General features: G+C 52.7%; 23 protein-coding genes. 18 read left to right on the top strand and 5 right to left on the bottom strand.

Annotated elements, in window-relative coordinates; all coding sequences use genetic code 11:
- Nucleotides 1-17: 17 nt before the first annotated feature.
- The 3 genes from PUT07_RS25515 to PUT07_RS25525 form a co-directional block, all read right to left on the bottom strand.
- Complete coding sequence (locus PUT07_RS25515) at nt 18-599, bottom strand: FkbM family methyltransferase (RefSeq protein WP_274471547.1); 582 nt, start codon at nt 597-599, stop codon at nt 18-20.
- Nucleotides 600-612: 13 nt separating this feature from the next.
- Nucleotides 613-966, bottom strand: coding sequence for a hypothetical protein (locus tag PUT07_RS25520; RefSeq protein ID WP_274471549.1), 354 nt, complete (start codon nt 964-966; stop codon nt 613-615).
- Between the two features lie 177 nt (nt 967-1,143).
- Nucleotides 1,144-2,220, bottom strand: a complete 1,077-nt coding sequence (locus tag PUT07_RS25525; RefSeq protein ID WP_274471550.1) for a stalk domain-containing protein — start codon at nt 2,218-2,220, stop codon at nt 1,144-1,146.
- A 227-nt stretch (nt 2,221-2,447) separates the two neighbouring features.
- Here PUT07_RS25525 and PUT07_RS25530 point away from each other — a divergent pair, with 227 nt between their 5' ends.
- Both PUT07_RS25530 and PUT07_RS25535 read left to right on the top strand, forming a co-directional pair.
- Complete coding sequence (locus tag PUT07_RS25530) at nt 2,448-2,900, top strand: MarR family winged helix-turn-helix transcriptional regulator (RefSeq protein ID WP_274471676.1); 453 nt, start codon at nt 2,448-2,450, stop codon at nt 2,898-2,900.
- Between the two features lie 28 nt (nt 2,901-2,928).
- The gene (locus PUT07_RS25535; RefSeq protein ID WP_274471551.1) at nt 2,929-3,447 is read left to right on the top strand and encodes a GNAT family N-acetyltransferase; all 519 of its coding nucleotides are present in this window, start codon (nt 2,929-2,931) and stop codon (nt 3,445-3,447) included.
- A 74-nt stretch (nt 3,448-3,521) separates the two neighbouring features.
- Here PUT07_RS25535 and PUT07_RS25540 read toward each other — a convergent pair whose 3' ends face one another.
- Both PUT07_RS25540 and PUT07_RS25545 read right to left on the bottom strand, forming a co-directional pair.
- Complete coding sequence (locus PUT07_RS25540) at nt 3,522-4,034, bottom strand: RrF2 family transcriptional regulator (protein ID WP_274471552.1); 513 nt, start codon at nt 4,032-4,034, stop codon at nt 3,522-3,524.
- A gap of 122 nt (nt 4,035-4,156) precedes the next feature.
- Nucleotides 4,157-4,978, bottom strand: a complete 822-nt coding sequence (locus tag PUT07_RS25545; RefSeq protein ID WP_274471553.1) for a helix-turn-helix transcriptional regulator — start codon at nt 4,976-4,978, stop codon at nt 4,157-4,159.
- A gap of 156 nt (nt 4,979-5,134) precedes the next feature.
- On the opposite strand from PUT07_RS25545, the gene PUT07_RS25550 reads away from it, so the two are divergent.
- From PUT07_RS25550 to PUT07_RS25625, 16 genes are all read left to right on the top strand, one after another.
- The gene (locus PUT07_RS25550) at nt 5,135-6,421 is read left to right on the top strand and encodes a Gfo/Idh/MocA family oxidoreductase (RefSeq protein ID WP_274471555.1); all 1,287 of its coding nucleotides are present in this window, start codon (nt 5,135-5,137) and stop codon (nt 6,419-6,421) included.
- A 95-nt stretch (nt 6,422-6,516) separates the two neighbouring features.
- On the top strand, nt 6,517-7,491 hold the full coding sequence (locus PUT07_RS25555) for a LacI family DNA-binding transcriptional regulator (RefSeq protein WP_274471556.1): 975 nt from the start codon (nt 6,517-6,519) through the stop codon (nt 7,489-7,491).
- A gap of 77 nt (nt 7,492-7,568) precedes the next feature.
- Nucleotides 7,569-8,891, top strand: a complete 1,323-nt coding sequence (locus PUT07_RS25560; protein WP_274471558.1) for an ABC transporter substrate-binding protein — start codon at nt 7,569-7,571, stop codon at nt 8,889-8,891.
- A gap of 36 nt (nt 8,892-8,927) precedes the next feature.
- The gene (locus PUT07_RS25565) at nt 8,928-9,815 is read left to right on the top strand and encodes a carbohydrate ABC transporter permease (RefSeq protein WP_274471560.1); all 888 of its coding nucleotides are present in this window, start codon (nt 8,928-8,930) and stop codon (nt 9,813-9,815) included.
- Nucleotides 9,808-10,638, top strand: a complete 831-nt coding sequence (locus PUT07_RS25570) for a carbohydrate ABC transporter permease (RefSeq protein ID WP_274471563.1) — start codon at nt 9,808-9,810, stop codon at nt 10,636-10,638. Before PUT07_RS25565 ends, PUT07_RS25570 begins: the two co-directional genes overlap by 8 nt.
- 71 nt (nt 10,639-10,709) lie before the next feature.
- Complete coding sequence (locus PUT07_RS25575; RefSeq protein WP_274471566.1) at nt 10,710-12,482, top strand: amylo-alpha-1,6-glucosidase; 1,773 nt, start codon at nt 10,710-10,712, stop codon at nt 12,480-12,482.
- Between the two features lie 93 nt (nt 12,483-12,575).
- Nucleotides 12,576-14,426: a right-handed parallel beta-helix repeat-containing protein gene (locus PUT07_RS25580; RefSeq protein ID WP_274471568.1), complete on the top strand. Its 1,851-nt coding sequence runs from the start codon at nt 12,576-12,578 to the stop codon at nt 14,424-14,426.
- Nucleotides 14,427-14,468: 42 nt separating this feature from the next.
- Complete coding sequence (locus PUT07_RS25585) at nt 14,469-16,445, top strand: right-handed parallel beta-helix repeat-containing protein (protein WP_274471570.1); 1,977 nt, start codon at nt 14,469-14,471, stop codon at nt 16,443-16,445.
- Between the two features lie 13 nt (nt 16,446-16,458).
- Complete coding sequence (locus tag PUT07_RS25590; protein ID WP_274471572.1) at nt 16,459-18,006, top strand: FAD-dependent oxidoreductase; 1,548 nt, start codon at nt 16,459-16,461, stop codon at nt 18,004-18,006.
- Nucleotides 18,007-18,130: 124 nt separating this feature from the next.
- Nucleotides 18,131-19,225 carry an alanine racemase gene (locus PUT07_RS25595; RefSeq protein ID WP_274471573.1) on the top strand — a complete coding sequence of 365 codons (1,095 nt, stop codon included), beginning with the start codon at nt 18,131-18,133 and terminating at the stop codon, nt 19,223-19,225.
- A 25-nt stretch (nt 19,226-19,250) separates the two neighbouring features.
- On the top strand, nt 19,251-19,643 hold the full coding sequence (locus PUT07_RS25600; RefSeq protein ID WP_274471574.1) for a RidA family protein: 393 nt from the start codon (nt 19,251-19,253) through the stop codon (nt 19,641-19,643).
- A 25-nt stretch (nt 19,644-19,668) separates the two neighbouring features.
- A complete protein-coding gene (locus PUT07_RS25605) occupies nt 19,669-20,982 on the top strand; it encodes a M20 family metallopeptidase (RefSeq protein ID WP_274471575.1) in 1,314 nt (437 codons plus the stop codon).
- 5 nt (nt 20,983-20,987) lie between these two features.
- Nucleotides 20,988-22,439 carry a M81 family metallopeptidase gene (locus PUT07_RS25610; RefSeq protein WP_274471576.1) on the top strand — a complete coding sequence of 484 codons (1,452 nt, stop codon included), beginning with the start codon at nt 20,988-20,990 and terminating at the stop codon, nt 22,437-22,439.
- Nucleotides 22,440-22,482: 43 nt separating this feature from the next.
- Complete coding sequence (locus tag PUT07_RS25615) at nt 22,483-23,802, top strand: aspartate aminotransferase family protein (protein ID WP_274471578.1); 1,320 nt, start codon at nt 22,483-22,485, stop codon at nt 23,800-23,802.
- A 16-nt stretch (nt 23,803-23,818) separates the two neighbouring features.
- Nucleotides 23,819-24,577, top strand: coding sequence for an SDR family NAD(P)-dependent oxidoreductase (locus tag PUT07_RS25620; protein WP_274471579.1), 759 nt, complete (start codon nt 23,819-23,821; stop codon nt 24,575-24,577).
- A gap of 198 nt (nt 24,578-24,775) precedes the next feature.
- Nucleotides 24,776-25,633 (top strand): alpha/beta fold hydrolase, encoded by an 858-nt coding sequence (locus PUT07_RS25625; protein WP_274471580.1) that lies wholly within the window; start codon nt 24,776-24,778, stop codon nt 25,631-25,633.
- The last annotated feature ends 99 nt before the right edge of the window (nt 25,634-25,732 follow it).

Consider the following 25,732-nt stretch of genomic DNA (forward strand, 5'->3'; position numbering starts at 1 on the left):
TTATTCATGGGCTGACTTTATTCCAGCAGGGTAAGCTGCGAATAAATTTTGGGTATATCGACATCGTTTGAGGCCAGAATGATATCCGTATGAATGTTTTGTTTCTTGAATAACGCCTGCAATTTTGTCAAAGAAATCCGACCGAAACGGACCAATTCTTGATTGTTTATGTAAATGTAAACGTTGAATCGTTGCTCCAAGAATGTCAGGAACGCATCGGCATCCGTGCCGCTCTTGGCTAAATATTTACTGTCAAATTCAATAAAGCCAAGCATGCGCGGACATCGTTCGATCGAATGCAGCATGCCTTTCATCACTTTTTCCTCGTGGCCTTCGACATCGATCTTGAATAGCAGCCTCTCTTTGGGAAGAGCATGCTTGCTTAGCAGGGAATCCAGCGTAATGCTTGTAATGTAATGCTGTGTGTATGGCTTCAAAGAATCGGCTTTAGCAAGAGAAGCGGAGGAGAGTCCCGACCAGTATTCGTGAATATAAAAGGATTGGTTCTCTTGGTCTACATCTGATGCCATTGCATAAACGGTCTGGATTTTTGAGCGGTTGGGGTGGGCGGTCTTGGAGCGTTCGATGTAAGGCTGCATGTGGGGGTTGGCTTCAATGCCAATTAGTTTGCAGTTCTTGGGATAGGTTGCCGAGAAGAGGCATTCGCCATAGTTGACTCATCACATCTACAACCAATGTCGGCCGGAAAGTGGCGACGGCCTGATTCCAGAAGAGGTTTAATCGAGGTTGTGTCACTCCGCCGGTCATGTATAAGATTCTCCCTCGATTCTCAGTCGGATTGACATAAATAACTCGCGAAGTGCCAGGCAGCACGATTCGGTCCGTACGCCACTTTCTGATCATTGTTCTTGAAAGCACGTAACGGGCCGTCGATTTCAAAATATCCCAATAACGAAAGGTGGACTCGTTCTTCATGGCAATCTCAGAAGTTTGTCTTAAGGTCATGAAAGGGCTCCTTTCTTACCTATGAGGATTGAACTTCATGTGTCGATGACAAGAATATTATCTCATGAACTGCCGCGGAAGTCGCGGCTTTATTTAATTTTCATAATAGGTGCCCGCATAAATAAAAAAGCCACGAAATTCAACGGAAGTTGAACTTCATGGCTGGCTATCCAACGGTTATCTTCTTGCGTTGAAGCCGATAAATGCTTTTGTGTTGAAATCGAACACAGCTGTCAAAGGCCCAAGCAGTTCGTCTTGGTCTGTGTTGTAAGTCACCGTTACGAAGTTGCCGTTCGCAGCTTGAACGTCTGCGAGCAATTTCTTCTGATCATCTGTAGCGGCTAAGACGCCAACCTCTTTGGAGGACACAATTTGGACGATCGCTTCGTCTTGCTTCGTCGTAATATGAGAAGCCTGCTCCTTCACTTGCGCCCATGCCAAGTTGCGGTACTCCTGTGCGGTTTCCGGCGACATTTTGCCTGTTACAGCGGTTTGAGCCTGTACAACCAAGAGGTACACAGGGCTTTGCGGAGGAAGACTTTTCGTTAGAATTGGGCCATAGTAAGCTTTAACTTTCGTTCCGGCTTTCAGGTCTTCCCAATTCACGGATTCGCCTTGGGATGTCATGACGCGAGTTTCTTTCCCTGCGTTCAAGATCAAGTCGTCGCCTAATTGAACTCTCCAGCCGTCATCCGTATGTTTGACTTCTTTAATTGTATCTTCTTTAACTAAGCGATCCGCGTGAACGTTAATGTTAACGGCTTGTGCTTGGCCCGGGAAGCTCATGGCCATGGCTGGACCGAATTCCGCGTCGATTTGTGTGCCGGCTTTCAAGTCGGCAGGTGTTAGCGTTTTGCCGTCTAGACTTTTTATAGCTGTCGAGTTGTCGACATGCAGGATGACCCATGTGCTGCCGAGCAGTTCAATACGGGATTTCCCGTCTTCGGTAGTCTGCACGCTTACGACCACGCCGGATGCACGCATCAGGTCGGCCGCTTCGTTAAGCTCGATTTCTTGGTTCGCTTCATCGTAGCTTACTGTATATCCAAGTTTGGTCGCAGCATCGCGCACCGGGAGATACGCTTTGCCATCAATATAGACGGGGGTAAGTGTGCTGTCTTGTCCGTTCACAAGAACTTTTACATCTTTTTGCAGGTACCCTGTAACCTTTTCTACCAAATCTTCAGCTCCGACTGCGGCCGTTGTGCCCAAGATCCCAGCCAAAGTTAATATGACCGTTAGTTTCTTTTTCATATCATAAAGCTCCTTCCGAATCTGTAATCTATCGTCAATCTTGTTGACAATCCTTCAGACGGGAGTCGTTCCGAATAGGTTGCAGCTGCCCCAAAAAAATAAGTTGAGAGATTTGTATGCGCATGATCTCCGAATCATCTTTGTTGCAAATGCAACAATTTTGAGGTAAAGTAGAAGTATTCCGTTTTTGTTGAATATGCAACAAAATATGTGGTAAGGAGTTCATGATGAAAGAAATCCTTCGTGAAATTGGCATGATAGCAAGGGCATTAGATTCAATAAGCAATATCGAGTTTAAAGAGTATGACTTAACCAAGGGGCAGTATCTATATCTTGTGCGAATCTGTGAAAACCCGGGAATCATTCAGGAAAAGTTAGCTGAGATGATAAAAGTGGACCGAACAACAGCGGCCCGTGCGATCAAGAAACTTGAAATGAACGGATTTGTAGAGAAGACAGACGATGCACAAAATAAAAAAATCAGAAAGTTGTTTCCAACGGAGAAAGGGAAGACCGTTTATCCTTTTATCAAAAGAGAAAATGAGCATTCGGATCGTGTTGCATTAGAGGGATTTTCGGATCAGGAAGCAGAAACGGTTCTGGTTCTTCTTCAAAGAATAAGAAAAAATGTGGAGAAAGATTGGGAATTTGTCAAAAAGGGAAACGAAAGAATGTATTGATTTATATTGCAGAAGGAGCGACTTAACGATGACTATAAGTATAAAAGAGTGTACCCTTGAAGATTCAAGCAAGCTCCAAGAAATCAGTTATGAAACGTTTAATCAGACCTTCAAGGATCAGAATTCACCCGAGAACATGAAAGCCTATTTGGATAAGGCGTTTAACCTAAAACAACTGGAAAAGGAATTATCCAATCCTTTCTCGCAATTCTTTTTGGTCTATGATCATCATGAACTTGCAGGTTATTTGAAGGTCAATACCCATGATGCTCAGTCGGAAGAAATGGGGGAGGAATCGCTTGAAATCGAGAGGATTTATGTGAGAAGCAGCTTCCAAAGCCGTGGGCTTGGCAAATATTTGTACAATAAAGCTATGGAGATTGCGAAGAAACTTGATAAAAGGATCATCTGGCTAGGCGTATGGGAAAAAAATGAAAATGCTATCGCTTTTTATAAGAAGATGGGGTTTGTTCAAACAGGGACTCACTCTTTCTATATGGGTGAAGAAGAACAAACGGATTTCATTATGACGAAGACATTATTTTAAAAAGTACGTACAGCGCAAATCATTCAAAATCCCCGCTTGCAGCTTCTAGTCAGAAGTTGTTTAGCGGGGATTTTTTACATGCTGTCTTTGGCGAAGAAGGCTCGCGTTTCTTGTCGATTTCTGGGAGGCAGAACCCGGTCAAGCTCTTCGTTCAGCCAGGTGAGTGACTTGCCGCGAAGGAAATGACGCATCGTATCTTCAGCCTCGAGCATAACGAGATTGATCGTACAGGACGAAGAGCCTGTGGAACAAGCCGAGTAGGACTTATCCCTGTTATCCCTGTAAAGATAGCCGTTCTCGATAATATTTTTGCATTGAAAGATCGGTGTTGCTCCTTCAACGGCTTCTACGACATCCCAGAAAGAGATGTCATCCGGAGATTTCGCGAGTTTATAGCCGCCTTTGGCACCAGGCACCGAACTCACAATGCCCGCCTTCGTCAATTTACTGAAAATCTTGGACAGATAGGTCTCTGAAACGCCTTGAAAAGCGGAGAGTTCTTTAATCCCAATGGTGGAATCGGGCGGAATATCAATTAGATAAACAAGGCAATGAAGGGCATACTCAACGCCGATACTATATTGCACACGAACACCAGCTTTCCGTTATGAAAAAAGTTGTTTTACTAACCATCTTAGGGTTATTTAAATTTCATGTCAAACAGGGGAGACATGATTATCATAGACTAAGGCTATGAATTGTCCTCGCATTAATGATCCTCGCGCTTAGATGTTTTACGGTATTCAAGCGGGTTCGTCTTGGCTATCTCCTTGAAGACGCGTCCGAAGTGGCTAATGTTATCATATCCGACGCGTTGAGCGATCAACGTAACTTTCCAGTCGGTCTCCCGAAGAAGCCGCTGAGCTTCATTGATCCGGATGCTGTTGACATATTCGACGAAGGAAAAGCCGGTTACGCGCTTGAACATACGGCTTAGATGATAGGGGCTGATGTAATGCTCCTTGGCGACGGATTCCAAGGATAGAGGTTCATCGAAGCTGCCGTTGATGTCGGCGACGATATCGGCAATTTTCTTATGGGCGGGACTCTCATGTTCGAAATCCGCGCCGCTGCCGCGGTTCAATCGGCGTGCGCACCAAATTAGAAATCTCGCCAATTGAGCCTGAAGCGCCGTTTCGGATCCTGACAGACCATCGTTGAACTCCTTCAGCATCTCGAACAGCAGCGAGCTCACCCATTCCCGGTCCTGGAGGGGAACCGAAAGCAGCCTGATCTTCATCCGAAACGGCTCATACAACAGCGGCTGGTTGAAATGGCGCAGGAAGCCGTCGGCGAAATTAATCAGAATGCGCTCGTGATTGGGCAGACGTGTATCGCCTGTTTTATGGAGCTCATATTTATCAACGAAAACTAGATCGCCCTCTCCGATTCGATAGGTGAGATCTTTGATGAAATAAGTCCGCTCCCCCTTGATTAAATAATAAATTTCATATTGGTCGTGAAAGTGGTTTTTCTGCATCGTGTAGAAGCCGTGCCGCGTATGGTGGTGGATGAACAATTCCTTCTGCATCCGGTTATCCCTCCTTTTCCACACTATAGCACGATCTTCCGAAGAAATGCGCAAAAAATGCAAAGAAAGTGGGATATAATCGCAAATAATCAGCAGAAAGGAATGATTTATTGCGTTACAATGAAAGCGTTATAATAAGTGAAAGGGGAAGTAGCTATGAATAGAAAAAAATATGCACTGGTCGGTACAGGCGGTCGCGCCGAATTTTTTTATGGAGCACTTGCCGGAGGATTCCGTGATCGTACAGAGCTGGTGGCCTTCTGCGACATCAACCCTGTAAGGTTAGCTTATGCGAACCGGCTGCTTAGAGAAAAGTACGCCCATCCGGAGATCGCCGTCTACGGCGCCGAAGCGTTCGATACCATGATTGAGAAGGAAAAGCCCGACGCCATCATCGTAACGACCATCGACAGGACGCACCATAAGTATATTATCCGTGCCATGGAGCTTGGCTGCGACGTCATTACCGAGAAGCCGATGACGGTAGATGAGGACAAGTGCCAAGAAATTCTCGATGCGGTGAAGCGGACCGGACGCAGCCTTAGAGTCACCTTCAATTACCGTTATGCTCCGCATAATAGCAAAGTCCGCGAACTGATCATGGATGGCGCAATCGGCGAAGTGAATTCCGTGCATTTCGAATGGCTGCTCAGCACCGAGCATGGCGCAGACTATTTCCGCCGCTGGCACAGGGATAAGCGTAACAGCGGAGGCCTGCTCGTCCACAAATCGACACATCATTTCGATCTGGTTAATTTCTGGCTGGGAACCCGCCCGCAATCGGTATTCGCTATGGGCGGTCTGATGTATTATGGACGCGAAAACGCGGAGCGCAGAGGAGTCACGCAATTTTACCAGCGGGCACTCGGCAGCGAAGCGGCCAGAAATGATCCGTTCGCGCTTCATCTGGATACGAACGATCATTTGAAGTCGTTGTATCTCGATGCGGAGATCGCAGACGGTTATCAGCGGGACCAAAGCGTCTTCGGCGACGGAATTAGTATTGAAGATACGCTGGGCGTTATGGTGCGTTACGAGAACAAGGCGGTGCTCACTTATTCGTTGAACGCTTACCAGCCTTGGGAAGGGTTCAATGTCGTATTTAATGGCAGCAAAGGAAGGATGGAGCTGAAGGTCGTGGAACGATCCTACATCAACTCGGCGGGGGCGAAGGAGGATGAAGGGGCACTTTCCTACAAGCAGTTGACCGTCCAGCCCATGTTCCAGAAGGCTTATGAAGTAGAGATTGAAGAAAGAAGCGGAGGGCATGGCGGCGGAGATCCGATTCTGTTGAACGATCTGTTCGGCGAACCGGAGCCCGATCGTTTGAACCGGGCAGCCTCGCATATCGACGGCGCCGTCTCGATATTGACGGGGATCGCAGGCAATGTCTCCATGCGCACCGGACGCCAGATCGGAATCGACGGTTTGGTGAAGTTTTAATATTCCGAAAATTTTGTATTCCTATTTACGAACACGTGTAATATACTTAGAAACATAATAGACATGTGTAGGTTGAAAGGAAGCAAATCCAATCCATGAAAGTAACCATTAAGGATATCGCCCGTGCAGCAGGGGTGAGCCACCCCACCGTATCGAAAGCGTTGAACGGCTCTCCGGGAGTCAGCAAAGAAGTCAGGCAAAGGATCGTCAGTATCGCCGAGCAGATGAATTATATCCCGAATCAGGCCGCCCGCAGACTGGCCGACAAGCAGACACAGACCATCGGTTTGCTGTGGCCGAAGTCGGAAGCGCTGTTCTTTCATCACCTCAGCCTGCAGATTCAGCAGGAAGCCGCCAGGCGGGGGCTGGACGTGATGATTTCGCTCGCCGATCCGCCTCGCGGACTGCGTGCGTTCAACGAGCATTTTGTCGACCGGATCATTTTCTGGAGCCCTCCGGGCTGGCAGCCGGACCTGGATTTCATCAAACAGAAGGAGCTCTTCCATGGACGAATGCTGCTGATGGGCGGCGGCGCCCTGAAGGGCGCGCACCGGATCAGTGTGGACCGCAGCGGTGCAATTTATGAGGCAGTACGCTATTTGGCGGCTAACGGTCACCGCAGAATCACCTTCGTCGGGGATTCCTCCGACAAGCAGCTGGGTTTCACCAGAGGCGTTCTGGAACAGCGGCTGGAGTACCATGAGCATTATGTGATTGCCGTCAAAGAGGGGGATCCTTTTCCCGAACATCGGGTTGCTGGGCTGCTGGACAGTCCCGATAAACCGACGGCTTTCATTGTCGACAGCCAATCCTTCGCGTTCGGTCTGATCAAGCTGTTCAGAGACAGAGAGATTCGTGTGCCCGACGACTACTCGTTAATCGTATATGACGAGATTCCAGAAATGGAAAGGTTGGAAATTCCCGTAACGACGGTTGGACCTCCGATAGGGAAGCTGGCTGCACTTGCCTTGGGAATCATTGCCGGCAAAGAGAGGCAAAGCGAAGATCGCATGGAGGATATTGAGATCAAATGCGAGCTGAATGTGCGCAAGTCGACAAGAAGCATCTAAGTGCGCTTATTTACGAACACGTGTAATAAGATGGCTTATACCAAGTTCTTTCGTCCATTCAAAAGGGAGGTTCTACTATGAAAAAGTTCAACCTTATATCCGCATCCGTTTTGATTGTATTTGCCACTGCAGCCTGCTCCTCAGACAAAACTACGAATACGCCTGCTGCAAGTCCGTCCGGCGCAGCGTCCAGTGCGCCTTCAGCCGCGCCGAAAGAAGTCACTTTAAAGATCGGCTTGCCCGGCAGCTATGATATCACAAGCAAGAAAATCATCGAAGGCTTCCAAGCCAAATATCCCAACATCAAGCTGCAGATTGAAGAAGCGCCATGGGCTGATTTTACAACCAAAATCGTCACGAATATCGCGGGCAATAACGCACCGGACATTTGGTTTCAAGAAAATGCCGTCATCCTCGGTTACGGTGCCAGGGGCGTTGCCGAAAATCTCGAGCCCTACATCAAGCGGGATTTGAAGACCGCGGATTATATCGATTCTCTGCTCTCCGCCAAGACGCCTGACGGCAAAGTTTACGGCATTCCGCACGGTGTTAACCCGAACGCGCTCGTGTATAACAAGAAAATCTTCCAGGAGAACAATGTCCCTTTCCCAACCGACGACTGGACCTATCAGGATATGATCGATGCAGCCAAGAAATTGACGAAGGACACGGACGGGGACGGCAAGACGGATGTATACGGTTTCCAGACGGCCAGCTCCATTGCCCAGGGTTGGATTCCATGGATCAAGTCGGTCGGGGGCTCAGCGCTTGATGCGGGCTTGACGAAGGCGACATTCACCGATCCCAAAACGATTGAAGGCTTGACGCGTTGGGCCGATACGATTCATAAGGATAAGATCAGCCCGACCCGTGAGATGCAGACGAACCAGAATTATTTTCAAAGTGAGAAAACGGCCATGACTTTCCTGCAATATTCCGGTCAAGTCAGCTTGAACAAAAACAAGCCTAATCTGGACTGGGACGTCGTTAAGGTTCCCATTGGCTTTAACGGCAAACGGTTCGTCCCTATGGTGGTCAACCAATGGCTGATTTACTCCAAAGCGAAGCCGGAAGCCAAGGAAGCGGCATGGACGTTCCTTCAATATTATTTGAGTGACGAAGCACAAACGTTTCTATCCGAAAGCGGCGCCAGCCTGCCTGTGAAGAAATCGGTGCTCGAAGCTCTCGAGAAGTCGACCAGCAAGCCGGCCAATAAGAAGGCTTTCACCAAAGGCGTCGAGGAGGCCGGAGGCACACTGGATGAGAATCCGTCCTGGAATCAATGGCGCGCAGCGGCGACTCCGATATTGAACGATATTCTCGACGGTAAGAAAGCACCGGCTGATGGAGCGAAGGAAATCCAGCAAAAAGTGCAGTCCGTTCTGGACGAGAATAAATAAGCACGGACTCCGGGTCCGGTCGAATGAGGTGTTTCGATGCGCAAACAAGGCTGGTGGGGCTTCTGCTTCACCTTACCTTTTCTCTTACAGTTGGCCGTCTTCTTCCTGTTCCCGTTCTTTTTCTCGTTTTACTTAACATTTACCAAGTGGGATCTGTTCAACGCGCCTCAGTGGATCGGGCTGAGAAATTGGTCGTTAATGGTCCACAACGACGTGTTCTGGATCGCGCTGCGCAATGTGTTCTACTTCGCTCTGCTGTTCGTGCCTGGTCAGACGATGGTCTCCTTGCTGCTGGCTTATATGCTGAATCTGCAAATTCGCGGAAAAACGTTTTTTCGCCTGATTTACTTTCTGCCGGTCATTACGCCGTGGGTCGCCGGAGGGCTGGTGTGGCTCTGGATTTACAATAACGAGTTCGGGATTCTGAATTGGGTGCTGGATTCGCTGGGTCTGGACAGGGTGAATTGGGTCCGCAGCGAAAAGTGGTGGCTGGTTATCGGCTCGATCGCCATCGTCAACATTTGGAAGGGGGCCGGATATTCGATGGTCCTGCTTCTCGCAGGGATGCAGAACATTTCCAAAGACATTATGGAGGCGGCCCGGATCGACGGTGCCAACGGCTGGAAATATTTCGTGAAAATAACGATCCCGATCGTATCTCCGATGGTCTATATGGTCATGATCCTGTCGACGATTTCAGCATTTCACGCGTTCGACGTGTTTCTGGTTATGCTTGGCGAGAAGGGGGACATCAACTCCATTCATGACCGGAATATGGTGCCGAACATTCTGATCTACCGCGATGCGTTCCTCAACGCCAAGATGGGCGCTGCATCCGCTTGGGCTTGGGGGTTATTCGCAATCATCCTGCTGGTCACATTGTTTCAGAAAAAAATGGAGAAGAGGTGGGTCCACTATGAATAAACCGTCTGTTGGTCTGCAGTGGGCTGCCTATATCGTTTTGATCGGCGGCATGCTGTTCATGCTGGTGCCGTTCCTGCAGATGCTCTCTACCTCTTTAATGAAGCCGGGCGATGAATTGACGCTGCCGCCCAAATTATGGCCCGAACCGATCGAGTGGAGCAATTACTATAAGGTTTGGGTCGAGGTTAATTTTGTGCGGTACTCGATGAACAGCGTGATTGTCACCGTACTTGATATGGTAGGGATGGTCGTCTCCTGCGCGTTAGTCGCTTACGGACTTGCCTTTTTCGAATTTAAAGGACGCAGCTTTATTTTTCTGGCGATGTTAGGCACGATGATGCTTCCGTCGCAAGTCACGATGATTCCAACTTATTTCATATGGAAAGAGCTGGATATGCTGAATACGTATTATCCGCTGTACCTGCGCAGCTTCCTGGGAGGCGCGTTCGGTATCTTCCTGCTGCACCAATTTTACAAGACCCTTCCGAGGGAGCTGTATGATGCGGCCTGGGTGGACGGGGCGAATCCTTGGACCATCTTCTACAAAATCTACCTACCGCTGACAAAGCCTGCATTATCCGCCCTGGCCGTGTTTACCTTCATCTCTTCGTGGAACAGCACGCTGGAGCCGCTTATTTATTTGCAGGACAAAAAGCTGTATACGCTGCCGCTCGGACTCCTGTTTCTGCGCAATGAAGTGGACAACAAGACGACGATCATTATGGCCGGTTCCGTCATTACGCTGCTTCCGGTACTGATCGTGTTTCTCTTCGCCCAGAAGCAATTCGTGCAAGGTGTGGCGTCTTCGGGGTTAAAAGGATGATGGCGGCGCTTCGCGCTGCTGCGGCCCGGTCAACCGGGCCGATGAACTAGGAAGAGAGAGGGGAGCTGGAGATGGAAGCCAATGTGCCGGTATGGGCGGATATGCCCGATATGCCCGATATTTGGGGAGAAGGAGCTCTGTTTGCATTCTCAGGACTTGACGGAGATACCGATACACGTTCGCAGTTTGTCGCTGCCGCAGGGTCGGCAGGCTACGATCTGCTTATTCATACGCCTGCCCGGCGGCTGCTTAAACTTCGGCCCGCTGATTCCGGCAAGGTACGGGTCGCTACGGGCGACGTACTGATTGCCGATACTGCCGGGGGAGAGGTGATGATGACGTATACAGCTTGGCATACGCTGACCGGCCATCTGCCGGGCGATGGTGAAGTGGCTTTAGCGTTCGCAGACGGCGGCCCGGAGCTTATCGCTGGGACGAGGCTCCGGATGGAGGGGCGCACCGATGGCGGACAGCTTACGATCTCGGAGGATGCCGGAGCTGGGGATGTCATCGCGCTTCTGGTGGCGGCGGATGGAAGGTCCTGGGCACTGGCTTTCGGCAGGAGTTCGGCCGAAGCGACGGATCGCGCAGTTGGCGCCCTTCAGCTGGATCGAGATCAGGTGGCGAAGGAACGGCTGGCCGTCTATGCCAAGCTGCCCAAGCTTAGCGATCCTGCAAGAGCAAGGCTGCTGCATAAATGCTTAAGCGTTATGAAAGTGAATACACTTTCTGCCGAAGCATCCATAGGCCAGATATGGTCGACGCCCGACCGGGTGCCGCACAGAGCCATGTGGCTGTGGGATTCCGTGTTTCATTCCTTCGCCATGAACAGGCTGCACGCCGGTACCGCCTGGATGTTCCTCCGGAGCGTGCTCGAGACCCAGCGCGATGACGGAATGATTCCGCATATGAGCAGAGCCGACGGCACCGTTTCTTCCATCACCCAGCCTCCTATATTGGCATGGGGGGTATGGGAGAATTACCGATATACGAAGCGAAGGACCGATCTGGCCTATGCGCTGCCCCGGCTTGAGCGTTATATGGAATGGATACTTCAACAACGGGACGGTAATCGGAACGGTCTTCTGGAATGGATGATCGAGGGCAACCCGCTCTGCCGGTCCGGCGAATCCGGTATGGATAATTCTCCGAGATTCGATGAAGCGGCTCAGCTGGATGCCGTGGATTTCTCCTCCTATGCGGCCGCCGATATGGGATATATGGCACTGATCGCCGAAGAGCTGGGAGATCGTGAGCGAGCGTTGCTATGGTCCCGGCGTTCAGCTGACATGTCGGCGAATGTCCACAGTCAACTGTGGGATGAGGAAGACGGATTTTATTACGATCTAGGCATGGACGGAAGGAAGTCGAAGGTGAAGGCCGTAAGCGGATTCATGCCGTTGCTGCTTGAAGATATACACGAAGCAAGAACAGAACGCCTGCTCGCGATGCTGCACAATCCGCAGCACTTCGGTACCGGACTGCCCATTCCCAGCACCGCCGTCTCCGAGTCTGCGTATTCCACGGATATGTGGCGCGGGCCTGTATGGATCAGTACGAATTACCTCGTTATCCGAGGTCTGCGTAAGCAGGGGAAAGAGGAGGAAGCAAGCAAGCTGGCGGAGAGAACCATTGCTGCCGTGCAGTTCTGGTATGAGCGGCATGGTGTCATCTTTGAATATTTCGATGCCGAAGACAAGAGGCCGCCGTCCGCCTGCTGCCGGAAAGGCCCGCCTTTGCAGCAATACGACATACGCCGGAAGATCGATCCGATCCGTGATTTTCACTGGTCGGCTGCCTTGACCGCTTGCCTGCTGTTAGATTCGGAGGCCATGTCCGGTTAGAGGAAGGAAGAGCGTGTAAGCTGGAAACGAGAAGTATTGTACACCAATGACTCGAACCGCATAGATCCGAATAACTACGATGTAGGAGGGATTATGATGAGGGATTCAGAGCTCCATGATGTCAAACTTCAAGAGACGACCGACACTCAGCACCAGTTGGAAAGCGCCGGACAAGAGGAAGATAACGAGCCATCCCGTACAATGACCCGCCGAAGCTTGCTTGGCGTTCTTGGGGCGGCTGGAATATCAGCGGCTGCCGGAGGGGCTGTATGGAGCCTGCTCAGATCGCCGGCAGCAGCGGCAGCAAGTACGGTGACCGGTAATGTGTACGGGCGGAAAGGGTTAGATTTGTTAAACACAAGCGACCCGTGCTGGGTTAATGTACTTGACTACGGCGCCGCCGGAGACGGCATTGCGGATGACACGAACGCCTTCGTGAACGCTGCCGCTACCGGTAAACCGATGATTGTTCCTAAACCGACGGCATTCTATAAGCTGAGCGGTCCGGTAGCGCTAACGGCTTCCATCATCGGTATCGGCATGCCGGAAATCCAGATGAGCGGTTCCAACGGGTCCGATCAGAAACGCATGTTTCTCATCCATAATTATCAGGGCGGCGGACTGCATGTAACGGGACTTTACCTGAACGGCGGTTATACGACCGGCACGGCCGACGAGCAATCCCATCTTGTCCGAATCGCCAATTCCGTCAATGTTTTCGTTCATAACAATATGCTGCATGCTCCATATGGAGATTGTGTCTATATCGGCTCCAGTGTTGGCACCGTGTATCTTGCACCCAGTGAGAATGTGCATATCCTGGACAACGTGCTCAGCAATCCAAGGAGATGCGCGGTTGCTGTCGTTTCCGGGCGCAAGGTATGGATCTCAGGCAATGTCATCAAGGATCCCTTTCCGTATGTGGCCACCATCGATTTGGAGCCGAACAGCTCTTCAACAGGCTCGGATATCGTAGAAGATATTTGGATCGCGAACAATGAGTATTACAGCGAAATTTATTTCATTAACTCATACAATCCCAATACGTCCTATCCCAATAAGCGGATCACCATTACGGGGAACAAGGGCCAAGCGAGGTATTTCTTCCGGTGTAACAGCGCTCCGGCGATCACGGAGCAGGTGACCATCAAAGACAACGATTTCTACGGGTCTGTCTCCGATGCCCGCATGATCCAATGCTCTAATGTGACCAAGGGACTCGAAATCAGCGGCAACCGCGATTATGCGACCGGCGCCGCAGGCTGGAATATCGCGAATACGGCAGCCCCGATCGTTGCGGGCAACCGGATCGAATCGTCACGGGCGATAGCCGTATCGTTTACCAACTGCTCTTCCGTCCAATTCACTGGCAACCTGATCAAGGATATTAACTCGTCCAACGGAGCGGTCCGGTTCGCAGGGCCGCAGGCGACGGGCCGTCATCTGATCGCCGGTAACCAGCTGGTCAATATCGGCAGTGTCGGTTACTGGTTCGGCGGTGTGGTGACGGAGACGCTGTTCGATGGCAATGTGACGGAATGTGCGGGGAAATGCGTGCAAATCGATGCGGCGGCGGCCGGCTCCGACCTTCGGATTACAACCGGAAACGTGTTCGCAGGCACGGGAACTCCCGTATTCGGAGGTGCTAATCTGAAAGCATGGACTTCGCCGGAAATTCAGACGAAGGATGCCATAACGGGATGGGCTGCAGCCGCACCTGTCTCGGGGACATGGAAACGAGGTTCCATCCTGTGGAACGCTCAGCCGTCTGTTCTCTCCCCGACTGGATGGATTTGCGTATCCGACGGCACGCCCGGCGTCTGGGAGCCGATCGGATCGGCGGGTGCGCTTAGCGCTTCGTCTGTGAAGCTGAAATCTCCGGGTGGAAGTGTTTTCATCGTGGGCGTTACCGACACAGGTCAACTAACCGTTACGCCGGCTTAATATTGGGAACTAATCCAACATCTTGCTAGGAGGGTTATGAGTATGAGTGAGCAACCGTCAAATCCGAATAACGAAATAGCGGAAGTTTCCGCCCAAGACAGAGCAGGAGTGAGGTTCAACCGCAGGAAGCTGCTCGCTTCGATTGGAGCGGCGGGGGTGGCTTTTGCGACCGGCGGCCTGCTGAACGGGAGGTTCCAAAGCGTAGCGTCAGCGCAATCGTCCGTTACCGGGAACGTGTATGGGTCGCTAAATGAGAAAATAAAGCTGAACGATTTGCGCAATCTCGACTTTTGCTTGCCCCTCACGTTGAGCGAACTCAGTACCTCCGCAGATCAGCTTCCTGATGCCGCCTACTATGTGACGGATGCAGGCAAGGAAGGCTTTTATCTGCTGGACATGGCGGATACGACCTCGGTGGACAATACCGGAACGGTTGTCGTGACAACGCAGGGCCGAAGATTCAAGCGAGTATACGGCGAAACCATCGTGCTTTCCTGGTTCGGCGCCGTAGGGGACGGTACAACCGTAGAAACACAAGCTTTGCAAAATGCGCTGAACGCCGCTGCCGGCAAGAGACTCTATATCCCGAAGCAGCGGAGCGGATATTATTTGTCCGGCCAGCTGATCGTGCCGAGCGACATTGTCATCGAGTTCGAACCCGGCACCGTGATCCAAGCGATCGACACGCTAAAAAGAGTGGCTCCATATGAACGGCTGATCCGAATTAAGAATGCGAAGCATGTGCAAATCATCGGCAACGGGGCTACCCTGCGGATGAACAAAGCAGCTTTCAGCTCCGGAGAGCAGGCGCATATCTTCGATATCAGCGGATCGGAGAACGTCGTCATCGAAGGGATCCAGGCGAATGACAGCGGGGGGGACGGCTTCTACATCGGCAATTACGAAGCGTCCCAGCCGTATTGCAAGGATATTGTCCTGCGGCACTGCACGGCTAACAATAACCGCAGGCAGGGGCTTTCCGTCATTAGCGTGGACGGATTGCTGGTGGAGAATTGCAGATTCACGAACACGACCGGTACAGCGCCGAAGAGCGGAGTCGATATCGAGCCCAACAATAATTCGGGTCAAGATGTCCTGAAGAAAATCCGCTTCGTGGATTGTGTGGCCGAAGGCAATGTCGGGCGGGGCTTCCTCGTCACGCTCCACCGGATGACCGCAGCCAATGAGCGCGTCGATATTACCTTCGAGCATTGCCGCACCAAAGGCAATTCCTTCGGCAGCTCCGTTAATTACGGCGCTGAAGGAGCGAATGCTGTCAAGGGAGAGGTGACATTCATCGATTGCGTGGCTGAGAAAGAGCAATACGCCGGCTTTTCGGTCCTATCCAGCTCCCCGGAAAGCATTAAAGTATCCTTCGTACGCTGCCGGGCGGTCAATTGCAATACGGTGAATGCGCCCGAAGATCCATATGGCTACGGTTCTTCTTTCATCGTAACGACCGTGCCGCAGTTTCCAAGAAAAGCTATTGGCAATGTGGAGTTTGTAGAATGCTCGTCGATTGAGGAGCGGCCTGTTCCTTTCATTGTTCGCGGATTCTCGATTAAGAAAAACAGTTCGGAGGCTATCCGGGACATCAGGTTCGTCAACTGCACGGCTAAGGGAGGCGCACAGCGTCTGCTGTATGTAGATCCGGCCGCAGACGGCGTGTTCGCCGACTTGCACCCGCAGCCGGAGCTGGCGCTGGCGTCTACTGCAGCGATTGATCCGGGTGCCAACGGACATCTCGTCACGAATACAGGGGCTTCCGGCGCTTCCGCGTTCTCGCTGCCGCCGTCCAAGAAGGGGCAGTTCATCACGGTTGCGGTGGAGTCTCCTTATTCGGTGAAGCTGACGCCGCAATCCGGATCGGCGTTCAGGACGCCAGCCGGTCTCAAGGGAGAACTGAAATCCGCGAATCCCGGCGATTCGATAACCTTGAAGGGGCGGTCGGACGGCAACTGGGATATCACCGGTTATGTTGGCGGATGGTTTGAAACTGCGGCAGAGTCCATGAGATAGGAGATAGGAAAAGATGGCTGATTTCAGTAAATTGTTCTATTATGCTCCGCAAGCGGCGAACGAACCGCCGGAGCATATCCATGCGGACTTGTGTATATACGGTGCAACGCCTGCGGGGATAGCCGCCGCCGTTCAAGCAAGCCGGATGGGGCTTCGCCCCGTCATAGCCGAGTTCGGCTCCCATATCGGAGGAATGACGGCTAGCGGGCTTGGCCGCACGGATGTTGGGAACAAAGAGGCTATCGGCGGCATTTCCCGGGAGTTTTACCGTACGATCGGCAAGCATTACGGCAGCGATGAGCCGGACGGAGCCGCATGGGCCTTCGAGCCGCATGTAGCGGAAGCGATCTATCGAGAATGGTTGGAACGAGCGGAGACGCCTGTTTATTACCTGCAGCATCTGGACTCCGTCGAGATGGAGAACGGCAGGATCGTCCGCATGCGGATGGAAAACGGCAATACCTTCACAGCTTCCATCTTCATTGACGCTACGTATGAGGGAGATCTTCTGGCTCGGGCCGGTGTGTCCTATCATGTAGGCAGGGAAGCGAACTCGGTCTACAGAGAGACGTTGAACGGCGTGCACTTCGGGCATCCGAAGCATAATTTCTATGCCTGGACCGATCCGTACCGGATCGCAGGGAAACCGGACAGCGGCTTGCTTCCGGGCATCAGCGATGAACCGCCGGGCTATCAGGGGCAGGGGGACCGCAGCGTTCAGGCCTACAATTTCCGTATATGTATGACGAATGTTCCGGACAATCGGATCGCGTTCCCCGAGCCGCCGAATTACAATCCCGACCGGTTCGCGCTGCTGTCTCGCTACATACAATCCGGTGTGTGGGATGCCTTGCAGCTGAATAAAATTATGCCGAGGGGCAAGTCCGACCTGAACAACCGAGGCGCAATCAGCACCGATCATATCGGAGCGAATTACGATTGGCCGGAGGGGAGTTATGCCGCTCGGGAGGCGATCTTTCAGGACCATGTGAATTATAATCTGGGAATGCTCTATTTTCTCGCCAACGACGAATCGCTCCCGGCCTACGTACGAGCTGAAGCGCGCCAATGGGGACTGCCTGCCGACGAGTTCAAAGAGACGGGCGGATGGCCGCATCAACTCTATATTCGGGAAGGCCGCCGAATGATCGCCGAGGTCGTGATGACCGAGCATCATTGCCGCAAATATACCGTAGCGGAAGACTCCGTAGGTCTGGCCACTTACACGATGGATTCCCATAATTGCCGCAGGCTTGTGTTGGACGGACGTTGTATCAACGAAGGCAATGTAGAAATAAATCCGATCGGACCTTATCCGATTTCTTATCGTTCGATTGTCCCCAAGGGCGAGGAGTGCACGAACCTGATCGTACCGGTGTGCTTGTCCTCCTCGCACATTGCGTACGGTTCGATCCGCATGGAGCCCGTCTTCATGATTCTCGGGCAATCAGCGGCAACGGCGGCGGCACTCGCCTTGGAGGCCGGCTGCGCCGTGCAGGAGATCGACTACGCCAAGCTCCGTGAAAGATTAGTGCTGGACGGACAGGTGCTGAATGCGTAGTTCTTTGTCTTGAGATAGCTGCCTGACGCTGGGAATCGTCAGGCTTTTTTTGTCGAACGTGAACGCTGTTGGTGGCTTAGTGGACAAAGCGATTGAGTAGGAGGCGGTTATCATAGCCGGATTATTGGACGTAGCGGAGCTGGAAACACCGGCTGTGCTTATTGAGCTGGACGTACTTGAACGAAATATCAAGCTCACTGCGGAGCTGGCCAAACAGGCCGGAGTGAAACTGAGACCGCATTTCAAGACACACAAGAACGTTTGGATCGCACGTCAACAAATGGATTACGGCGCTTGCGGCCTGACGGTCGCCAAGCTTGGCGAAGCTGAAGTGCTTGCGGATGCGGGAATCGAGAATATACTTGTCGCCTTCCCGATTGTCGGTGAAGCCAAGCTTGCCAGGCTGCGTGCGTTGATCGAACGCGGGATCAAGATTACCGTATCCGCGGATCATGCTGACGTAGCCCGAGGTATATCCCGATTAGGCGAATCGCTTCAGCGCCGTATTCCGCTGTATATCGATGTGAATACCGGCCTGAACCGCTGCGGCGGCGAGCCTGGCGAGGAGACCGCCAATGTGGTCCGGCAAATTGCAGAGATGCCCGGTGTGGAGGTGCGCGGGCTGATGACGCATGGCGGTCATGCCTACGGCAAGAAAAGCCTAAGCGAGCTTCGGCAAACAGCTTCTGACGAAGTCGGCGGACTTGTCTTGACGAAGCAGCTGCTTGCCAAGTCGGGCATTCACATTCCCGACATCAGCGTCGGGTCGACTCCGACCTCCAAGTTTATTGCGGAACAGACAGGCGCGACGGAAACGAGACCGGGCGCTTACGTATTCGGCGACATCGCCCAGCTGGCGATCGGTTCCATCACGATGGATGATCTTGCAATGAGCATCTTGGCTACCGTTGTCGCTGCGCCCCGGCCCGGGACCATCATTATCGACGCAGGTTCCAAAACCTTCAGCAGCGACACCAATCCGCACCGCCCGGGTTACGGCTTTCTCCGAAACGATCCGTCGGTGTTCATTGAACGGCTTAGCGAGGAGCACGGCATCGTTGCAGTTCCCGAAGGGGCGAGGTTTGCTATCGGAGACCGGCTCGAATTCATTCCCAATCATTGCTGTACGGTAACTAATCTTCACAACACCTTACAAGGCGTGCGTCATGGGAAGGTTGAGAGACCGATAACCGTCGACGCTCGCGGGCGTATCCAATAACTTTCATAAAGAGAGGTTGATTACAATGTCTATCGCTTCCAACGTTCCTCAGGCACCGCAATTCCCGCTGCCGTTCTCTCATGCCGTTATCGCGGGAGATTTCGTATATGTTTCCGGCCAGGTTGGCGTGGATCCCGTTACGCTTGCTGTTGCCGGTCCGACCATTGAAGATCAGACCCGGCAGTGTCTGCGGAATATCGAAATCATCTTGGAGCAGGTGGGACTTACGCTGGATCATGTCGTCAAATCGAACGCTTATGTCAGCAGAACGGAGGATTTCCCCGGATACAACCGGACTTATGCTGAGATATTCCAACAGCCTTACCCCGCAAGAACAACCGCGCCTGTCGATATGGGAGCGTACTTGGTGGAGATCGACGTCATTGCCTATGCGCCGGCCAAAAGAACGCAGCAATAAAGGACCTTTCAGGAGGGGATGAGGGATGGAACGAGATCTATTGTCGCAAGCGGTCCGGCGATGGGTGGAAGAGCATCGGGAGGAGGCCGTCGGACTGGCGGCCCGACTCGTCCGAATACCAAGCGTCAATCACCCGCCGCATGGGGAAGAAGCGGAATATCAGCGGTTTATGGCCCGATGGTTACAAGAAGCCGGGGCTGCGGTAGAAATGTACCCGCTTACGGACGTACCCGGCTTAAAGGACCATCCCGCTTATATGGACAGCAGGGTGTATACGAACCGTCCCAATGTTGCGGGAAGTTTTTTTGGCGGGAACGGCAGATCGTTGCTATTTTCCGGCCATGCGGATACGGTTTATGAGGGGAATGAGGCTTGGACATATCCGCCTTATGGCGGTGAAGTGCATGACGGCTATCTGTACGGCCGTGGCGCATACGACATGAAAGGCGGCATGGCCGCCGCCATGATGGCGGTGAAATGCCTGATCTCGCTGAACGTTCCCATTGCGGGGACGGTACATATCGAGAGCGTTGTCGATGAAGAGCATGGGGGTGCCAACGGGTCGCTGGCCGGGAGATTGCGGGGACCGAATGCGGATATGGCGATCATTCCCGAGCCATCCAATATGCGGCTGTATACGGCACATTTGGGCGGCGGCATCTGGAAGGCGTCTTTCGAAGGGAGAAGCGGGATCGGCTTCGCAGGGGAGGAGCTCGTGAGCGCACTGGATGCGACGGTGGAGTTCGCCGCCATGCTGAAAGCATTCCGCGCCTACCGCTTCGGCAGGATGCCCGCACATCCCTTATGGGAAGGGGGCCGGGAGCCAGAGGTAACGCTGCTAAGCATTTACTCCGGCGACGCAAGCCGCGAGCTGCAAGAGAAGCTTCCCGCGACGGGCGAATTGAACTTCTGGATCGAAGGTTATCCCGGAGTGACCGGAGAGGAGATAATGGCTGAACTATGGGCGTATTACGAAGCTCAATCGCCTCATTATCCGACGCTTGCGCAATGCCGACCGCAGATTAAGCCGTTGATTCGATACTTAAGCGGGAGTGAATTGCCCAGGGACGATCGGACAGACAGCTTTATGCGCATCGCCGCCAGTACCGGCGAAAGGGTGCTTGAAGCTCCTGTCGGCCCGCCTCAAGGCGCTCCGTTCGCATGTGACGCCTTTATGTTTAATCTGTATAGCCGTACGCCTGCCATCGTCATAGGTCCGAGCGGGGCGAATGCCCACGCGGCGGATGAATGCCTCGACCTCGATGCTTACGAGCGCTTGATTCGCTGGTATGCGGAGATGATCATTGACTGGTGCGGACTGCTTCCTGCGAAAGGATGAACAAGATGAAGATTGCTGTTCTCGGTGTTTTCCATGAAACGAATACATTTGCGCCGGACATCACGGGATTGGAGGCGTTCAGCTCCGAATGGGTGCTCGGCAATGAAGCATTTGTGAGCCGCTATGGCGGCACGCGGACATCGATGGGAGGCGCAATCGACGCTCTCTGCGGTGAGGACATTCAGCTGGCCTGCGGATTGTATGCCGGAGCGACACCGAGCGGGATTGTGGCAGCGGAAGCGGGGGAACGGCTGATTGATGCCTTCTCCGGTTCGCTGGATGTGACATCGGACGGTGTACTGGTCATTCTGCATGGGGCAATGGTTGCTGAAGGTCTTCCCGATGTGGAAGGCGAACTGCTGCGGCGGGTGCGAGAGCGGATCGGCCCGTCCAAGCCGATTGTGGCGACGCTGGATCTGCACGCGAACATAAGTCCGGAAATGGCGCGCTTGGCCAATATTCTCGTAGGCTACGATACGTATCCGCATATCGATGCATATGAGCGTGCGGTTGAAGCAGCCCAACTGCTGATTCGCACGGTCAGCGGTAACATTGTGCCTACGCTTGCCCTCGCCAAGCCCGGTATGCTGGTTGTTCCTCAGGTGATGCTGACTCACGAGGAGGGGCCGATGAAGGAATTGATGGACCGTGCGTTTGCCATGGAGCTTGAGCCGAACGTACTGAACGTTACGGTGGCGGGAGGATTCCCCTACAGTGACGTGCCGGACGCGGGTCTATCCTTCGTGGTGACGACTGAGAATGATCTTACGCTAGCGGAGTGCTATGCCGAGGAGCTGAAGCGGATGGCCTGGGATCGCAGGCACCTGTTCACCTATGCGGATTTGCCGGTGGAGGAAGCGGTGTCCCGCGCAATGGAGATTCCCGAAGGCCCCGTCATCCTGGTGGAAGGCTCGGATAATGTCGGAGGCGGAGCACCTGCGGATGCCACCCATACGTTGGTTCATCTCATCAACCCTGTAAGAAGAACGCTTATCGTCATTCGCGACGAAGAAGCCGCTGCAGCCGCACACGAGCTCGGTGTCGGAGCCGAATACGACGGCCATATCGGAGGAAGAAGCGGTCGTCTGCACGGTGAACCCGTACGGATACGGGGAATCATCCGGACGCTGTTCGACGGTCGTTATACGCATATCGGTCCTTATATGACCGGACAGCGGGCGGATATGGGGAAAACCGCGGTGATCGAAGCAGGATTGCTTACGGTCATGGTAACGGAAAAGCGAACCGCTCCCTGGGATCCGGGCCATATCCGTTCGGCGGGACTTCAAGCAGACGATTATCATGTGATTGTCGCCAAATCGGCCGTAGCCTGGAAGACGGCATTCGGATCGATTTGCAAGGCTGTCATCCCGGTCGATACGCCGGGCTGCTGCAGCTCCAACCTGTCTCATTTTCCATATAAACAAATCCAACGTCCTGTTTTTCCGTTGGATTAAACAATATCAACTATTTGAGATTGTATTAGGGGGTAAATCCGATATGCGAACAACTGAACGTTCCAAAGCTAACTATGAGCGGGCGCGGCAGCATCTTGCCGGGGGAGTCGCCAGCTCGCTGCGCGCTGCGATGAAGCCGGTTCCGTTATATGCCGAATCGGCCAAAGGCGCCCGGCTGCAGGATGTAGATGGAAATACCTACATCGATTATTTACTTGCTTACGGACCGTTGATTCTGGGGCATGCTCACGACGGATTAACGGATTCCATCTTAGCCGCGATGCGCAAAGGGTATACGTACGGGCTGCAGCATGAAGGCGAGATCGAGCTTGCCGACCTGCTGGTGGAAGTGCTTCCCTGCGCGGATAAGGTCGCGCTCAGCGGTTCAGGAACCGAAGCGGTCATGCTAGCGTTACGCCTCGCCCGAGCCCATACGGGTAAAAGCAAGGTCGTCCGTTTCCACGGGCATTATCACGGCTGGTCCGACTCGATCTTCACCTCTTTTCCCGGTGCGGGTTTGAGCGAACCGGCAGGTGATGGAGGAACTTCTGCGTTACCTCCGGTACCTCCGGGAACGAAGGGGCAAAGCGGTAACAGTCTGAACGATATCATCCTGCTCCCATGGAACGACCCGGCAGCGCTGGAATCGACGCTAAGGAGCCGGGCTTCCGAGATTGCCGCCGTGATCTCGGAGCCGGTTATGTGCAATTCGGGCTGCCTTCAACCAAAGCCCGGGTATTTGGAGCTGGTCCGCCGCTTAACGAAGGAGCTGGGGATTGTTTTTATATTGGATGAAGTCATTACAGGCTTCAGGTTAAGTCTTGGGGGCGCGCATGGCCGGTTCGGCATCCAGCCGGATCTGGTCACCATCGGCAAAGCGATGGGCGGCGGAATGGCCGTCAGCGCCGTTGCCGGCTCAACCGAGCTTATGCAGCATATCGACACCTCGGCGGTCAGTCATCTGGGAACCTTGAACGGGAACGGCGTGGCCACGGCCGCTGCACTGACGACGATCCGAGAGCTGGCCCAAGATGAAGGGGCCTCTTTCAAACGTATGGAAGATTTGTTTGTTACTTTATCCGCCGGTCTTCGCGGGCTGCTCGGGAAGCATGGCCTCCCAGGCGTCATCAATCAAGTCGGTCCCGTCTTCCATATGATGTTCATCGATGAGCAAGAGGTAGCGGATTTTGATACGTTCAATCGAAGAGATGCAGGCAAATATGCACGTTTCGCTGAACTCATGCTCAGCGAAGGCGTCCTGCTCCGGCCGAACGGCTTATGGTACATTTCGACGGCTCACGGCCTAGCGGATATCGAAGAAACGCTGCTTGCCGCAGATCGGGCTCTAAGTCGTCTCGGTTAAGGGAGGAGGCAAGGATATGCGGCTTAAAGAAAAGGTAACGTTAATTACAGGGGGAGCGCACGGCATCGGCCGTGCCATCTCCCGCCGTTTCGCCCGGGAAGGGGCGAAGGTAGCCATCGCGGATAACGAAGCGGAGGCGCTGGAAGAAGCCGGCGGATTGCTGCGCGCTGAAGGAGCGGAAGTGTTAGCGGTCGTTACGGACGTGCAATGTAAATCCCAGATTGACGCCATGATCGATCAAGTGACCGCTCGATGGGGCAGGCTCGATGTTGTCGTAAATAATGCTGGTATTTGCAGGCCGTCCCGCTTTCTCGAGATGACGGAGGAAGATTGGGACCGGCACATGAACGTGAACCTGAAAGGCGCGTTCCTCGTATCCCAACGTGCGGCCAAGGAGATGGTGCGTCAGGGAGCGGGGGGCTCGATCATTCAGATGTCCAGTGTGAACGGATTGGCTGCCGAGTCTGAACAAGCCCACTACAATGCATCGAAGGGCGGGTTGAATCTGCTTATGATGTCGATGGCGCTGGAGCTCGCCGAACACGGCATCCGCGTCAATTCGCTATGCCCCGGCTTTATCGAAACGAGGTTGACGCAACCGTTGATTGACAATCCGCAGGCGATTGGGAACTATGTGATGTCGATTCCAATGCGAAAGGTCGGCCAGCCGGAAGATATCGCCGATGCGGCACTGTTCATGGCGAGCGACGAGTCCCGGTACATGACGGGACACTGTATGGTCATAGACGGCGGACAAATCATCAAGCTGTCATAATTCACGTGTATTTCTAACAGGAACAACCCGAGAACCAACCGCTTTACGGGTTGGTTTTTTTATCCACGACAATTTGTTCAAGTATTTGAATAGGGAGCAGGGGAGGCATGTTGATCTATGTTTTCTTTTCTGATAATATGAATGAGACCATTTTAGAATGATCATTCTCAAAATAAAAATATTTTAAAGGAGATTTGTATGATGACTACCATTGGGGCAACAGCTGAAACCGTTGAGACTTCTTATCTCGATGTCAAAGGAATTCGATTGGCCTACCGCATTTTCGGCAAACCATCGGAAGTACCGCTTGTGTGCTGCCAACGTTTCCGGGGAACGATGGATGATTGGGATCCAGCCGTAGTGAATGCATTGGCGAAAGAACGAACGGTGATCCTATTCGATAGTGCCGGTGTCGGGCTATCTGCCGGAGAGGTTGCCGAAACGTTCTATGGAACCGGGGAATATGCGATTGCATTTATTGAGGCACTTGGTCTGAAGCAAGTGGATCTGCTCGGGTTTTCGATGGGGGGTTATATCGCGCAGATCGTAACGATTACTCGTCCGGACTTGGTTCGCCGATTGATCCTGGCAGGGACAGGTGGCGGAACAGGGGAAGGTACGGAATCCGGGAAACCCGAAGTATTCCAAGTTGCGTTCAAGCCGGAGACTAACGAACCTGAAGATTTCCTTTATTTATTCTTCGAGCCGACGGAAACAAGCAGAACCGCAGGAACCAAGTATTTGGAACGGCTCAATCAGCGAAGAAGCGATGACAGATCGCCGTTAGTCAAGCCGGAATCCGTACAAGCGCAGATCAAAGGAGCTATGGCTTGGAGAACGGATTCAACCTTTGACCGGCTTGGAGAGATCAAGCAGCCCGTTCTTGTGGCCAACGGGGATCACGATATTATGGTTCCCACGATCAATTCGTATATCATTTCTCAAAAAATACCGAACGCACAACTGATCATCTACCCGGATTCCGGTCATGGCTTTCTATTCCAGTATCCGGATTTATTTGCCGCACATGTTTCTTTATTTTTAAACCGGGATTAATTGACAGATGACGGAGGCAGCCGCTTGCATGGCTGCCTTTATTTTGTGTAAATTAGGGGAATAACACTAGCAAATATCTTAGCTGCAGACTGGACGGTA

This window comes from Paenibacillus sp. MAHUQ-63 (assembly GCF_028765165.1).
Lineage (GTDB): Bacteria > Bacillota > Bacilli > Paenibacillales > NBRC-103111 > Paenibacillus_E.

Coding starts and splice junctions, on each gene's coding strand:
- PUT07_RS25515 (WP_274471547.1), bottom strand. CDS start 599: ATGCAGCCTTACATCGAACGCTCCAAGACCGCCCACCCCAACCGCTCA.
- PUT07_RS25520 (WP_274471549.1), bottom strand. CDS start 966: ATGACCTTAAGACAAACTTCTGAGATTGCCATGAAGAACGAGTCCACC.
- PUT07_RS25525 (WP_274471550.1), bottom strand. CDS start 2,220: ATGAAAAAGAAACTAACGGTCATATTAACTTTGGCTGGGATCTTGGGC.
- PUT07_RS25530 (WP_274471676.1), top strand. CDS start 2,448: ATGAAAGAAATCCTTCGTGAAATTGGCATGATAGCAAGGGCATTAGAT.
- PUT07_RS25535 (WP_274471551.1), top strand. CDS start 2,929: ATGACTATAAGTATAAAAGAGTGTACCCTTGAAGATTCAAGCAAGCTC.
- PUT07_RS25545 (WP_274471553.1), bottom strand. CDS start 4,978: ATGCAGAAGGAATTGTTCATCCACCACCATACGCGGCACGGCTTCTAC.
- PUT07_RS25550 (WP_274471555.1), top strand. CDS start 5,135: ATGAATAGAAAAAAATATGCACTGGTCGGTACAGGCGGTCGCGCCGAA.
- PUT07_RS25555 (WP_274471556.1), top strand. CDS start 6,517: ATGAAAGTAACCATTAAGGATATCGCCCGTGCAGCAGGGGTGAGCCAC.
- PUT07_RS25560 (WP_274471558.1), top strand. CDS start 7,569: ATGAAAAAGTTCAACCTTATATCCGCATCCGTTTTGATTGTATTTGCC.
- PUT07_RS25565 (WP_274471560.1), top strand. CDS start 8,928: ATGCGCAAACAAGGCTGGTGGGGCTTCTGCTTCACCTTACCTTTTCTC.
- PUT07_RS25570 (WP_274471563.1), top strand. CDS start 9,808: ATGAATAAACCGTCTGTTGGTCTGCAGTGGGCTGCCTATATCGTTTTG.
- PUT07_RS25575 (WP_274471566.1), top strand. CDS start 10,710: ATGGAAGCCAATGTGCCGGTATGGGCGGATATGCCCGATATGCCCGAT.
- PUT07_RS25580 (WP_274471568.1), top strand. CDS start 12,576: ATGATGAGGGATTCAGAGCTCCATGATGTCAAACTTCAAGAGACGACC.
- PUT07_RS25585 (WP_274471570.1), top strand. CDS start 14,469: ATGAGTGAGCAACCGTCAAATCCGAATAACGAAATAGCGGAAGTTTCC.
- PUT07_RS25590 (WP_274471572.1), top strand. CDS start 16,459: ATGGCTGATTTCAGTAAATTGTTCTATTATGCTCCGCAAGCGGCGAAC.
- PUT07_RS25600 (WP_274471574.1), top strand. CDS start 19,251: ATGTCTATCGCTTCCAACGTTCCTCAGGCACCGCAATTCCCGCTGCCG.
- PUT07_RS25605 (WP_274471575.1), top strand. CDS start 19,669: ATGGAACGAGATCTATTGTCGCAAGCGGTCCGGCGATGGGTGGAAGAG.
- PUT07_RS25610 (WP_274471576.1), top strand. CDS start 20,988: ATGAAGATTGCTGTTCTCGGTGTTTTCCATGAAACGAATACATTTGCG.
- PUT07_RS25615 (WP_274471578.1), top strand. CDS start 22,483: ATGCGAACAACTGAACGTTCCAAAGCTAACTATGAGCGGGCGCGGCAG.
- PUT07_RS25620 (WP_274471579.1), top strand. CDS start 23,819: ATGCGGCTTAAAGAAAAGGTAACGTTAATTACAGGGGGAGCGCACGGC.
- PUT07_RS25625 (WP_274471580.1), top strand. CDS start 24,776: ATGATGACTACCATTGGGGCAACAGCTGAAACCGTTGAGACTTCTTAT.